Source organism: Streptomyces sp. NPDC001770 (assembly GCF_053596135.1).
Window position 1 is genome coordinate 34417 of sequence record NZ_JBSFFN010000037.1, and the last position, 12076, is coordinate 46492.

The following is a 12076-nucleotide window of genomic DNA, read 5'->3' on the forward strand; positions in this document are numbered from 1 at the left end:
CCTTTCAGCTTCGCGCCCGCTCCTCCGCGCCGCGCTCGACGCACAGCTCGTTGCCCTCCGGGTCGTGCAAGGTCACCCACCCGGCACCGCCCGGCTTCCGGTGGTCCTCGTACAGCGTGGCCCCGAGACCGACCAACCGGGCCACCTCCTCGTCCCGGGTACGGTCCTGCGGCTGGAGGTCGAGGTGCAGCCGGTTCTTGACCGACTTCTGGTCCTCGACCGCGATGAACAGCAACGCGTGCGCGCCCGCCGTGACCGACGCCTCGGGGTCCCCCGGAAAGTCGTCCCCGGCGAGCTCGCCGCCCAGGACGGCGGCCCAGAAACTCGCGAGCGTGTGCGGATCGGCGCAGTCGACGGTGATGTGGCGAATCGCAGAAGTCATGGGACCAGCCGATCACGGCAGGGGGCCGGTGCGCAGGGATTTGTTACGTGCGGGTATGGTGCGGCCGGCCGCTCAGCGTGCCACGAACTGCGTGAGAATCGCCTGCACTTCGTAGATGTCGACGCCCTTCGTGAAGGTCTTCTGGATCGGCACCGGCATCCCCGAGATCCAGATCTTCAACTCCGCGTCCAGATCGAACGGTCCGGCCGTCTCCACCGAGAAGTGCGTGATGCTGCGGTACGGGACGGAGTGGTACTCCACCTTCTTCCCCGTGATCCCCTGCTTGTCGACCAGCAGCAGCCGGCGGTCGGTGAACAGGATGGTGTCCCTGATCAGCAGAAACGCCGCCTGGATCTGTTCACCGGGGCCCATGAGGCGGGCGTAGTCCTGCTGGGCGGTGGCGGGGTCGACGGTGTGGGCGTTGCCGAAGAAGGCCATGGGGTCCCTCGGGGTGGTGGTGTGGTGTTGGTGGGTGCGGCGGTGGCGCGCGGCGTGGTGCCGGTGGTGGGCGGTGCGCCGGGTGGGCGGGCGGAACGGGTGCGGCGGTCGTTCCTATGGTTGCCCGGATCGGGTGGGGGATCCCCGGACGGCGTGCGTCCGTTCGCGGACTGAGCCGTTCCGCAGCCGCCCGCCGCCCGCCGCCCGCCGCCCGCCGCCCGCCGCCCGCCGCCCGCCGTGCCGCCCCTTGCCGGGCTCAGATGCGGTGGACCGTGTGGAGCTTCGTCGCGTAGGTGCCGGTGCCGTCGAGGAGGGAGGCGCCGCCCAGGTCGGACATGGTGGGGCCGTTGGCGGTCTTGCGGCTGGAGAGGAAGCGGCGCTTGCCCGTGGTGTCCGTACCGAGGTGAATGCCGACGTGGTCGACGGTGGCGGTCACCGTGTCGTCGCCGGAGTCGGCGTTGAACAGGAGCAGGTCGCCGGGCTGGAGTTGCTGGGCGGCGGGCGGGTTCGTGCCGTCGGTCCGGTCGATCCGGGCTCCGGGGGTGTTGTCGGCCATGTGGCGGGACTGGCGCGGGATGCGGGTCCCGGAGGTGTCCTGGCCCGCGGCGAGCGGGATGCCCAGGTGGTAGCCGTAGACCATGCGTACGTACCCGGAGCAGTCGAGGTTGCCGGCCTGCTCGGTGGAAGGGCCGGTACGGGTGCCGTCGGGGAAGGTCCAGCCGGTGCCCATGTACTCGTGGAAGTCCGCGCCCTCGTAGCGGTAGCCCTGCGGGTCCAGGTAGCCGTAGCCGGCCTCGCCCATGACCTGCTTGCCCGTCGCCGGGGTGGTGGCCGTGGTCACGGCGGGGGCTCCCGGGAGGAAGGCGGCCGCGTGGGCCAGGACGTCGGGGGCGGGGGAGCCCGCCCACACGCGGACGGTCTGCTCCAGGGCGGGGGTCCAGGTGCCGTCGAAGGGTTCGGGGAGGACGCGTACCCAGGTGTCGTGGGTGACGGTCGGCGGCTGCTGCCAGGTCGCGGCGTCGATCTGGAAGCGGCTCACCGACAGGGTGACGGGGAGGTTGGTGCAGCCCTGGTTGGCCAGGGCACGCAGGCCCACCCGGCCCTTGGGGAAGGTGGTGTCCGTGATGTCCGCCGCCCAGGCGGTGGGCTCGGTGGTGGCCGTTCGCCAAGCCCTGGCCCGGATGCGGGTGCCCTCGCGGAGGACTCGTATCGTCCAGTCGGTGCCGGCCGGGACGCCGGTGGCGAGGGTGGTGGCGGTGGCCAGCTGGGTGACCGTGTCCGCGACCTCCTTCTCCACGCGCAGTTCGACGGTGCCCGTGGTCAGGAAGGACAGCCTGGCGCGGTAGTTGTTGTGGGTGTCCTGGTAGCCGAAGGACAGGGCGTACGAACAGGCCTGGCCGGTGGGCACCTTGTCGAAGCGGGCGGTCGCGCGGACGTCGACGTCGGTGATCGCGTCGTCCCGCAGGGTGGCGTGGCGGCTCGCGTAGTCGGTGGTGAGCGCGAGGGTGGCGCTCCCCGGTACCACGGCGTAGTCGGTGTCGACGGGCCCCAGCGTGGACCAACTGCCCCCGGCGGGCGAGGTTCCCCAGTACGCGCGGTCCGCGACCGGCAGCGCCGGGTCGGGGAGGGTGCGCCGGAAGTCGTCCACGAAGGGCCGCTTGTTCTCGGTGAAGGTGCGCTCGGGGCCGGTGAGGACGGCGGTGCGCGCGCCCCTGGTCAGGACGGCGACCCGGCGTGAGCCGCAGGTGACTTCCAGGCGCTCGGGGGTGCCCGGCAGCACGCTCGTGGTGAAGGTGCCGAGGGAGACGGCGGTGAACCAGGCGGGATCGAGCGTGCCGAGGGTGACGGAGGACCGGGGGGAGGTGAGGGACGCGGACACCCCGGTCACGGCCGACAGGGCCTCGGCGGGCGTGGCGGCCTCGGGTGTCGACGTTCCGGGCGAGGCGATGGCAGCCGTCGTGCCGAGAGGCACGGAGGCGGCTGCACCGGCGAAGGCCGCAAGCATGGTGCGGCGGGACGTGGGTGGCATGCGGCCATGATCGTATGAGGAAACGGTTCGGGGAACGGGCGGCGCCGGAAACGTCCTCCCGAGGGCACCCCGTTTCCCGGAGGCACCCCCCGTGGGTGGCTGGTACGGCCTGGGCCGCGGTCTACCGCGCCCGGGCCTCCCGTGAGCCGCTGTTGCGGGCGTAGTGGTGGGCGGCGGCGACCGAGGCCATGAGTTCGGCGTCCAGGAGGGACGGGTCGGCCAGCCGGGTCGGGGCCGCGTAGGAGGCGAAGAGGGCCTTGGTCACGCGGAGGGCCGACTCGGGGCGGCGGACGATCGGCTTGGTCCACTCGGCGACGGCCCGGTCGAGTTCGGCCTCGGGCACGACCTTCTGGAGGACCGAGAGTTCGTACGCCTCCTGGGCGTCGAAGACGCGGCCGGTGAGGATCAGCTCCCGGGCGCGGGCGGCACCGATCTCGTTGATCAGACGGGGGAGCACGCCGCCCCAGGCGGTAGGCAGGCCGAGGGCGAGTTCCGGGAGGCGGAAGGTGGTGGTGTCCGCACCGACGCGCAGGTCGCAGGCGAGGGCGAGCGCGAGGCCGGCACCGATGACCTTGCCCTGAACGCGGGCGACGGTGACGGCCGGGCAGCCGGTGAGGGCCTCGCAGACGCGGCGGGCCTTGTCGCCGGCGATCCGGATGCCGCTCCCGGTGGGGTCCTCGTCGAGCCAGTCCGCGAACTCGTTGCGGTCGCCTCCGAGGCTGAAGTCGGGTCCGGCGCCGCTCAGGACGAGGACGCGTACCTCCGGGTCCGGTACGGCGAGGACGGTCAGCAGGTCGTCGAGCATCGCCTCGGTGACCGTGTTGCCCTCGGCGGCGCGGTCCAGCTCGACGCGGAGTACGGGGCCTTCGCGCAGCGTGCGTACGGTGCCGGTACGGCGGCCGTAGGGCGAGAGGAATTCGGAGAGCGGGAGTTTCATGTCGTCACATTCGATTCGTCACGCCGAGGGAGGTCACGCGTCGGAAGACCATCCGTGAGGCGTACGTGGCGGGGGTGGAAACCCGGATGTCCGGGAAGCGGTCGAGGAGTTGGACGAGGAGAGAGCGCGCCTCCAGGCGGGCGAGGGCCGCGCCGAGGCAGTAGTGGACGCCGCCGCCGAAGGTGAGGTGGTTGCCGCGGCGCCCGATGTCGAAGGTGAGCGGGTCCTCGTTGCGGCGCGGATCGTGATTGGCCGCCCCGTACATGACATGCACCATGGCGTCCTTGGGGATGGTGACGCCCGCCAGCTCGGTGTCCTCGGCGGCGACCCGGGTGTTGATGGCGATCGGCGGGTCGTAGCGGAGGACCTCCTCCAGCGCGTCGTCGACCAGCTCCGGGTGGGCGCGCAGCGTCGCCCAGCGCCCGGGGTCGCCGGCCAGCAGGGACACGACGGAGGAGAGCAGGGTGGCGGTGGTCTCCAGGGAGGCGATGGTGACGAACATGGTGAGCCGGTAGAGGATCTCGTCAGCCGTCTCCCGGTCCGGTTCCAGCGCGTCCCAGGTGTGGATCCAGCCGGTGAGGACATCGTGGCGGGGGCGGTCGCGGCGCTCCTGGACCAGCTGGGTGAAGTACTTCCGCAGGTGCGCGGTGGCATCGGCGGAGACGGCCAGCTCGCTGCGGTTCGGCAGCAACTCCTGGGCGTGCACCTGGTTGTGGGTGATCTCCAGGATGTGGTCGTGGTCCTCGGTGGGGATGCCGAGCCAGCCGCCGATGGTGGATATGGGGAGCCGGTCGCTCACCAGGGAGACGAAGTCGGCTTCGCCGCCGCCTTCGAGCGCCCCGGCCAGGCCGTCGAGCAGCCCCCGGACGTGCTCCTCGACCTGCGGGGTGAGCCGGTCGATCGTCGACCGGTCGAAGAGGTTGCCGAGACTGCGCCGTTGGCAGGTGTGTTCCGGGGCGTTGAGGCGCGCGAGTGTCTTGGTCATCTCCTGGGTGGCGACGGCGTCCCAGCGCCCGGCGTCCTCCTGGCGTTCCTGCCACGCGAAGTCGGGCGCCAGCCAGCCGCGTCCCCGGAGCACCTGGTTCGCGGAGTCGAAGCCGGTGACGAAGTACCCGCCCCAGGGGGCGGGGACGACGTCACCCATGGCCCGCAGTTCGGCGAGCAGGGAGAAGGGATTGGCCTGCCCGTCCGGTGATCTGAGTGCGCGCAGAAGGGTGACAAGGGCCCGGCGGTCGACGACGGGCTTGGTTATGCCACTTTTCGCACTCACGGAGAGTTCCTTGTCCTGGGCAGCCGGTTACCGCCCAGAACCTACCCGCGGGCATGTCCCGCTCATGCGCCGATCTTTGTTGGCCATGTCACAGGTATATGCCTCAGGAATGGTCAATTCATACGCGGAAGACGTCGAGGAAGGAGCTCCACCAACCCTTGTTCTTCTTCGGCGTGTCGGCCGCGTGGTGACGGGGCGTCACCTGCGACGGCTCGGCGGAGACCCTTGCGGATGCGATGGTCTGATGGTGCGTCACTCCGTGACGGGCTGCCGTCGGGGTGAAGACCACCGGCAGGGAGGCCAGCGCGCGGTGGAACGGCCCCGGCCGCCACTCGACGGCCGACGGGTGCACCGCGAGAGCGATGTCCGGCACGGAGTTGAGCACCTTCTCGATGGCGGTGAGGGCGATCAACTGGGCCGGGGACTTCGCCGGGCACACGTGCGGTCCGGCGCCCCAGGCGAGGTGGGCGCCCTTCGCCATGGTCTCGCGGGCGGCGTTGAGGTCCGGGTCGCTGTTGGCGGCGGCGAAGCTGATCAGTACGGGCGTACCCGCCTTCAGGATCAAGCCGTTGAGGTCGACGTCCTGAACGGGGAAGTGCGTCGCGTAGTTGGCGATCGGCGGGTTGTTCCAGAGCACCCCGTCGATGGCGTCCTCCACCAGGAGCCCGCCGCCGCGGTGGCCGCCCCCGTCCGCATCGCCCGACAGCATGGCGAGCAGCGCGTTGGCGATCAGGTTGCGCTCCGGCTCGACACCCGCGCCCATCAGCACGACGAGCTGGTCCTTGAGTTCCTCGTCGCTGAGCCCGGCCGGGTGCTGGATGAGCCAGGAGGTGATGTCCTCGCCCGGCTGCCGCCGCTTGAGGGCGACGAGCTCCATCAGGCACTCCGTCAGACGGGTGTTGGCGCGCAGCACGTCCTCGCCGTCGAAGATGGCGGACATGTCACGGGTCAGCCGGTCACCGATGTCGCCGGGGCAGCCGAAGAGCTGGTTGAAGAGCAGCAGCGGCAGCAGCTTCGCGTAGTCGCCGAGGAGGTCGGCACTGCCCCGCTCGATGAACTGGTCGATCAGGTAGTCACCGATGCGCTCGACGTCCCGCCGCAGCCGGCTGGGGTTCAGCCGGGCGAGGCTCTCGGTGACGGCCTTGCGCAGTCGCAGGTGCTCGGTGCCGTCCGTGAAGAGGCAGTTGGGCCGGTACGCCATCATCGGCAGCACCGGGCTGTCGAGCGGGACCTGCCCCTCGCGCAGCGCGGTCCACCGCCGGGAGTCCCGCGCGAAGAGCGACGGGTTCTGGAGGACCCGGAGCGCCGCCTCGTGCTGGACCACCAGGGTGGCCTCCACGCCGGGGGCCAGCTCGATCGGTGCCGCGGCTCCGTGGGCGCGCAGCGCCTCGTACACGCGATGCGGATCGGCCGCGAACTCAGGGCCGTAGAGCGACGTCTGTCGCTCCTGGTGCATCGGGCACCCGGAGGGGGCGCCGTGCGGGTTGGCTCCCGGCGACGGGTCCATGTCTCTTCCTCGGTGTGAAGGCGGGCCGGAACCGGCCCGTGGGGGTGGGGCTCTCAGGGGGTCAGGCGACGCGGGCGAGCAGGTGCTGCACCAGCGTGATCAGGGCCTGCGCGGACGACTTCTGGTCACGCGCGTCGCAGTGGATCACCGGAGTGTCCGGCAGCAGGTCGAGCGCCTCGCGGAGCTCGTCCTCGCTGTGCTGCGACGCGGGGTCGAAGCTGTTCACGGCGACCGCGTACTCCAGGCCGTACCGCTCGACGAGGTCGATCACCGGGAAGGTGTCGGCAAGCCGGCCCGGGTCGATCAGCAGCAGAGCGCCGAGCGACCCGCGCGCCATGTCCTCCCAGAGCTGCACGAACCGCTGCTGGCCCGGGGTGCCGAACAGGTACAGCACCAGTTCGTCGCTGAGCGTCAGACGGCCGAAGTCCAGCGCGACCGTCGTCGTCTCCTTGCCGGGCGCGCTCCGCAGGTCGTCCAGGTGGGCGGCGGCCTGCGTCATCCGCTCCTCGGTGCGCAGCGGAGTGATCTCGGACAGCGTGCCGATGAGCGTGGTCTTGCCCACGGCGAAATGTCCGACGACGAGGATCTTCGCCGCGCGCTGGACCGCATCCGGCACATAGATGTTCTCAGCCGAAGCGGACGTGGAGTCCATGCAACACCTCTTCGAGGATCTTCCGGTCGACGAGTTGGGCGGCGGGCGGGGCCTTGCGCCGGATCAGGTGGCCCTGTTCCGCTAAATCCTGGAGCAGCAGCCGGGCCACCCCCACGGGCTGCTGGAGGTGGCCGGCCACCTCCGCGACCGAGAGGTAGCCGCCGGAACAGAGTTCCCAGATCGCCCGGACCTCGGGGCCCGCCTGCGGGGGCATCTCCCGGTCCGGGGCGATGGTGACGAGCGTGACGAGGGAGAGTGCATCCGCGTCGGGCAGACCGCGCCCGCCGGTGATGACGTACGAGCGGACGAATCCGCTGGAGACGGCCTCTTCCTCGCCCCGGGCCGTCATGCGTCGCTTCCCGCCGTCTGGCGAGGAGGTGTGCTCATCGCCTTCCCGACCGCTCCGACCTGTTGCTGCATGCGGAACGACATGGCTTCCATGTCCACGTCGGCCGCCGCGGCGGCGGCCAGATAGGCGCCGCTGCCGGCGGCTATGAGGAAGATCCAGCCGTCCTCGTACTCCAGCAGCGTCTGCCGCCACTGGCCGGGCGCGCGGGTGCCGATGAAGGGGGCGACGGCCCGGCTCAGCGACTGCATCGAGCTCATGGCGGCGGCGACCGTCTCGGCGTCGTCACGGCCGATGTCGGCCGAACTGGCCAGCAGCAGGCCGTCGGCGGACACGAGGATGGCGTGTCGGGCGCCTGGTACTTGGAGCACGTCGTCGAGTACCCACGACAGGTCGGGATTCACTGGTTCTCGGTTCCTTCCATCGTCGTGTCACGTCCGGACCGCGTGCCCCGCTGGAAAGCGCCGAGCCGGGAGGCCGTCTCGTGGTTGCTGCGTACCGGAGCCGGTTCGGCCGCCGCCGTGGGCAGGACGGAGACCGGGCTCTGACGGCGGCGCTTGGGCAGACCGCCGGCGGTGGTGGCCGGCGGCGCGGTGGGCGCGAAGGGCTCCTGCCGTACGGCGTCGGGGAACAGCGGGGTCGGTGCGGTCGGGGCCGTACGCGCCGGGAGCGACGGCACGGACGGCGCCGAGGTCTCCCGGGTGACCGGCACGGGGATCGGCGGCACGTCGCCGGTCAGCAGCTCGTCGGGGAGCAGAACCACCGCGCGTACACCTCCGTAGGGGGATACGGAGTCCACCGAAACCCTGAACCCGTAACGGGCGGCCAGCAGGCCGGAGACGGCGAACCCGAACTGAGGGGGGATGCCCAGGCTGGAGACGGTGATCTCCGCACGGGGGTCGAGCAGAGCGCCCGCGCGGTCCTTCTCCTCCTGGCCCATGCCGAGACCGGCGTCGTCCACGATGAGGCAGACGCCCGAGGGCACGGCCTGGATGTTGATCTCGACCGGGGTGCCCGGGGCGGAGTAGTTGGTGGCGTTGGCCATCAGCTCGGCGAGGACCACGGCGACCGGCTCGACGGCCTTGCTGACCACCGAGAAGTTCACCTGCCCGTTGATCCGGACCCGGTCGAAGTGCCGGATACGGCCCTGGGCGCTGCGGGCCACGTCGAAGACGGAGGCGACGGTCTCGCGGCGGCCGAGCCAGCCACCGCAGAGCACGGCGATGCCCTGTGCCCGGCGGCCGAACTGGCTGTTGGCGTGGTCGATCGCCATGAGGTCGGCGAGGATCTGCGGGTCGTCGCCGTACTTCGTCTGAGCCTTCTCGATGACGACCTGCTGCTGGTCGGCGAGGCCCTGGAGGGTACGCACGGCCGCCTTGAGGACGGCCTTGGTCTCCTCCTCGGCGTCCTTGCGGACGTCGGCCAGCTCCGCGGCGTGCCGGTGCAGGAGGCCGGTCTGTGCGGCCTGCCACTCGTCGCGCTGCCGCCACAGGCCCTCGCGCTCGGTTCTGAGCTCGTTGGTCTGCCTGCGCAGTTTGATATTGGTTTTACGAGCCCGCAACACGGCGCCAACGGCGACCAGTGCTACGACCATCAGTGCCCAGAGGACAGCGTCCTGTGGAAATGTCATGAGACTCACTTCAAGTGCCATGGCTACGGATACGGCTTGACGCCCCCGTGCCTGCCGCATTCCCTGGCTCAACGAGCCCTGGACTGCGCCATGCAGGGAATGCCCCTCCGAAGTCGGGGCCGAGGTTGTCACCCCTTGCGGAGCGCCCCCCATACGCCATCAGCCCACTGGAAGTCAGTTGATCTTACACAGCTGGCATATGTAAGTGTGAATTCCTGAACGTCAGTTGCGTGGTCTCGACCGAATATGCGCATTTATGATCCACCGTCATATGCGTACGGAGTGCGGGGGGATGTCCGTTCGAGGCGACGAACTGTCTGGTGGTGACACGTGTGTCCACGGTGCACGGGCGTCGGCGCGATTGCGGTGCGGGGCCCGCGAGATGGCCGTTCGGTGGCGTGCGTGGCTGTGCGGGGAGCGACGCGCGGAGGTGGTGTGGGGTGTGTGGGGATCGTGCGGGGATGCGGTGGGGGTCGTGCGGGCGCGCGGCGGGCCGCTTTTGCGGGAGTGGTGCGGGGGGATTTGGGGCGCGGCGGGGCCCGGTCGGGGCCCGGTCGGGGCGCTGCGGGGCGGGCCTGGCGGGGCGCTGCGGGGCCTGGCGGGGCGCGACGGGGCTCGGTCGGGGCGCTGCGGGGCCTGGTGCCGCCCTCTCGTGGGGCCTCCGCGGGGTGGTGCGGCGGGGCGTGGGTGCCGGGTCGCTCGCGGATCCGGGGCTCGGCGCGGCCGGGTGAGGTTCAGGCCGGGGCTCGGTGCGGCTGGATGAGGTTCAGGCCGGGGCTCGGTGCGGCTGGATGAGGTTCAGGCCGGGGCTCGGCGCGGCTGGATGAGGTTCAGGCCGGGGCTCGGCGCGGCTGGATGAGGTTCAGACGGCGATGACGGTCACGCCCGCCTCGCGGAACCCGGCCGCGGCCTCGTCGTCGATGGCGGTGTCGGTCACCAGCACGTCGATCCGGCGCAGTTCGCAGACCCTGGCGAAGGCCCGGCGGCCGATCTTCGAGGAGTCGGCCGCCACGATCACCCGCTGAGCGCGCTCGGCCAGCAGCCGGTTGACGGCCGCCTCGCCCTCGTGGTGGACGTACACGCCCTCCCGGACGTCGATCGCGTTGACGCCCAGTACGGCGACGTCGAGCGTGATCTCCTCCAGCACCCCGCTCGCCAGCGGACCGGTGAGCTCGTACGACTGGGGGCGGGCGACTCCGCCGGTCACCACCATCTTGATCTGCGGACGGATCACCAGTTCGTTCGCGATGTTCAGGGCGTTGGTCACCACGGTCAGCGCGGGCGGGGCGCTGCTGCCGGCCGCGCTGTCGCCGCCGATGTCCGTACGTACCGAGAGGCCGCGCGCGACCTCGGTGACCGTCGTGCCGCCGGTCAGGCCCACCACGCCGCCCGCCGGCACCAGGTCGGCCACGGCGCGGCCGATGCGCTGCTTCTCCGATGCGTGACGCGCCGTCTTGTACCGCAGCGGGAGTTCGTACGAGACCCCGTGCGCGACCGCGCCGCCCCGGGTCCGGGTGAGCATCTGCTGCTCCGCGAGCTGGTCCAGATCCCGGCGGATGGTCGCCGCCGACACCTCCAGGGTCGACGCGGCCTCCTCCACCTCCACCCGGCCGTGCGCGGCGAGCAGTTCCAGCAGGGCATTCCACCGGGCGTCCCTGGACACAGGCGCTCTCCTCGGATGTGTGTGGCGTACGGGGCTCCGGACGGCGCGCAGGGGCGAAAACCGGACAGGCGCAAGCCTGACACGAGCAGCGGAAATGATCGAACGGTGAAAGAAGTGGGGGTTGGCATGCTTGAAAATGCTCGATTGGAGCCGCTAACGTGCAGGAACGAGCATAGGGCTGCATCGGTTCGTCCCGCAGTCCGTCCTGCTGTTCGTCCTGCTGTTCGGCCGCGCAGTCCCGCCCCGCAGTCCCGCCCCGCAGCTCCGTCCGTCAGTTCCGTCAGTCCCCGCAGTCAGGAGCGCACTCCGTGACCTTCGTCGAAGCAGAGATCGCCAGCCAGCCCGCCTGCTGGCGCCGTGCCGCCGAGCTGGCGTCCACGCAGGCCAAGGCCGCCCTCCCCGCCCACGGCGAACGCGTCGCCATCGTGGGCTGCGGCACCTCCTACTACATGGCGCAGGCCTACGCGGCGCTGCGTGAGAGCAACGGACTCGGCGAGGCGGACGCCTTCGCCGCCTCCGAGTTCCCCGTCGGCCGTCGCTACGACCGGGTCGTCGCCCTCACCCGCTCCGGCACCACCACCGAGGTACTGGAACTGCTCGGCAGGCTGCACGGTACGACCCGTACCGTCGTCGTCACGGCCGTGCCCAGCGCCGAGGTGCGGGCGGTCTCCGACGACATCGTCGAACTCGCCTTCGCGGACGAGGAGTCCGTGGTGCAGACGCGGTTCGCCACCACCGCGCTCACCCTCTTCCGCGCCCATCTGGGGCTGCATACCGACGCCGTGGTGACCGATGCCGGAACGGCTCTCTCGGAGCCGCTGCCCGAGGGACTGGTCGAGGCCACCCAGCTCTCCTTCCTCGGCCGGGGCTGGACGGTGGGCCTCGCCAACGAGGCCGCGCTGAAGATGAAGGAAGCCTCGCTGGCCTGGACGGAGTCCTACCCGGCGATGGAGTACCGCCACGGTCCGATCAGCATCGCCACGGACACCACGGCCACCTGGATGTTCGGGACCGCCCCCGCCGGTCTCGCCGGGCAACTGCGCGCCACCGGGGCCCGGTGGGTGGAGAGCCGCCTGGACCCGCTGGCCGACCTGATCCGCGTCCAGCGGCTCGCCGTCGCCCGCGCGACCGCCTCCGGCCTCGACCCCGACCGGCCGCGTCACCTGACGCGCTCGGTGGTCCTCCAGGAAGGCGCGTAACCGGAGCCCGCTGCTCCTCTTCC

General features: G+C 71.2%; 12 protein-coding genes. 1 reads left to right on the forward strand and 11 read right to left on the reverse strand.

The window, feature by feature from the left end; all coding sequences use genetic code 11:
- Positions 1–4: 4 nt before the first annotated feature.
- The 11 genes from ACWCSV_RS28055 to ACWCSV_RS28105 all read right to left on the reverse strand — a co-directional run bounded on the left by ACWCSV_RS28055 (position 5) and on the right by ACWCSV_RS28105 (position 10854).
- Complete coding sequence (locus ACWCSV_RS28055; RefSeq protein WP_451146859.1) at positions 5–382, reverse strand: VOC family protein; 378 nt, start codon at positions 380–382, stop codon at positions 5–7.
- A 72-nt stretch (positions 383–454) separates the two neighbouring features.
- A complete protein-coding gene (locus tag ACWCSV_RS28060) occupies positions 455–820 on the reverse strand; it encodes a PH domain-containing protein (RefSeq protein ID WP_451146861.1) in 366 nt (121 codons plus the stop codon).
- A gap of 256 nt (positions 821–1076) precedes the next feature.
- Complete coding sequence (locus tag ACWCSV_RS28065) at positions 1077–2849, reverse strand: NlpC/P60 family protein (RefSeq protein ID WP_451146863.1); 1773 nt, start codon at positions 2847–2849, stop codon at positions 1077–1079.
- A gap of 121 nt (positions 2850–2970) precedes the next feature.
- A complete protein-coding gene (locus ACWCSV_RS28070) occupies positions 2971–3786 on the reverse strand; it encodes an enoyl-CoA hydratase/isomerase family protein (protein WP_451146865.1) in 816 nt (271 codons plus the stop codon).
- Positions 3787–3790: 4 nt separating this feature from the next.
- A complete protein-coding gene (locus ACWCSV_RS28075; RefSeq protein WP_451146953.1) occupies positions 3791–4930 on the reverse strand; it encodes a cytochrome P450 in 1140 nt (379 codons plus the stop codon).
- A 244-nt stretch (positions 4931–5174) separates the two neighbouring features.
- A complete protein-coding gene (locus ACWCSV_RS28080) occupies positions 5175–6563 on the reverse strand; it encodes a cytochrome P450 (protein WP_451146867.1) in 1389 nt (462 codons plus the stop codon).
- A 61-nt stretch (positions 6564–6624) separates the two neighbouring features.
- Positions 6625–7215 carry a GTP-binding protein gene (locus ACWCSV_RS28085; RefSeq protein WP_451146869.1) on the reverse strand — a complete coding sequence of 197 codons (591 nt, stop codon included), beginning with the start codon at positions 7213–7215 and terminating at the stop codon, positions 6625–6627.
- Complete coding sequence (locus ACWCSV_RS28090; RefSeq protein ID WP_451146871.1) at positions 7190–7564, reverse strand: DUF742 domain-containing protein; 375 nt, start codon at positions 7562–7564, stop codon at positions 7190–7192. The genes ACWCSV_RS28085 and ACWCSV_RS28090 overlap by 26 nt, the downstream gene beginning before the upstream one ends.
- Positions 7561–7965 carry a roadblock/LC7 domain-containing protein gene (locus tag ACWCSV_RS28095; protein WP_327176957.1) on the reverse strand — a complete coding sequence of 135 codons (405 nt, stop codon included), beginning with the start codon at positions 7963–7965 and terminating at the stop codon, positions 7561–7563. Before ACWCSV_RS28095 ends, ACWCSV_RS28090 begins: the two co-directional genes overlap by 4 nt.
- The gene (locus ACWCSV_RS28100) at positions 7962–9191 is read right to left on the reverse strand and encodes an ATP-binding protein (protein WP_451146873.1); all 1230 of its coding nucleotides are present in this window, start codon (positions 9189–9191) and stop codon (positions 7962–7964) included. Before ACWCSV_RS28100 ends, ACWCSV_RS28095 begins: the two co-directional genes overlap by 4 nt.
- 862 nt (positions 9192–10053) lie before the next feature.
- Entirely contained in the window at positions 10054–10854 is an 801-nt protein-coding gene (locus ACWCSV_RS28105; RefSeq protein ID WP_451146875.1) for a DeoR/GlpR family DNA-binding transcription regulator, read from the reverse strand.
- A gap of 308 nt (positions 10855–11162) precedes the next feature.
- Here ACWCSV_RS28105 and ACWCSV_RS28110 point away from each other — a divergent pair, with 308 nt between their 5' ends.
- The gene (locus ACWCSV_RS28110; protein WP_451146877.1) at positions 11163–12053 is read left to right on the forward strand and encodes an SIS domain-containing protein; all 891 of its coding nucleotides are present in this window, start codon (positions 11163–11165) and stop codon (positions 12051–12053) included.
- The last annotated feature ends 23 nt before the right edge of the window (positions 12054–12076 follow it).

Coding starts and splice junctions, on each gene's coding strand:
- ACWCSV_RS28055 (WP_451146859.1), bottom strand. CDS start 382: ATGACTTCTGCGATTCGCCACATCACCGTCGACTGCGCCGATCCGCAC.
- ACWCSV_RS28060 (WP_451146861.1), bottom strand. CDS start 820: ATGGCCTTCTTCGGCAACGCCCACACCGTCGACCCCGCCACCGCCCAG.
- ACWCSV_RS28065 (WP_451146863.1), bottom strand. CDS start 2,849: ATGCCACCCACGTCCCGCCGCACCATGCTTGCGGCCTTCGCCGGTGCA.
- ACWCSV_RS28070 (WP_451146865.1), bottom strand. CDS start 3,786: ATGAAACTCCCGCTCTCCGAATTCCTCTCGCCCTACGGCCGCCGTACC.
- ACWCSV_RS28075 (WP_451146953.1), bottom strand. CDS start 4,930: ATGGGTGACGTCGTCCCCGCCCCCTGGGGCGGGTACTTCGTCACCGGC.
- ACWCSV_RS28080 (WP_451146867.1), bottom strand. CDS start 6,563: ATGGACCCGTCGCCGGGAGCCAACCCGCACGGCGCCCCCTCCGGGTGC.
- ACWCSV_RS28085 (WP_451146869.1), bottom strand. CDS start 7,215: ATGGACTCCACGTCCGCTTCGGCTGAGAACATCTATGTGCCGGATGCG.
- ACWCSV_RS28090 (WP_451146871.1), bottom strand. CDS start 7,564: ATGACGGCCCGGGGCGAGGAAGAGGCCGTCTCCAGCGGATTCGTCCGC.
- ACWCSV_RS28100 (WP_451146873.1), bottom strand. CDS start 9,191: ATGACATTTCCACAGGACGCTGTCCTCTGGGCACTGATGGTCGTAGCA.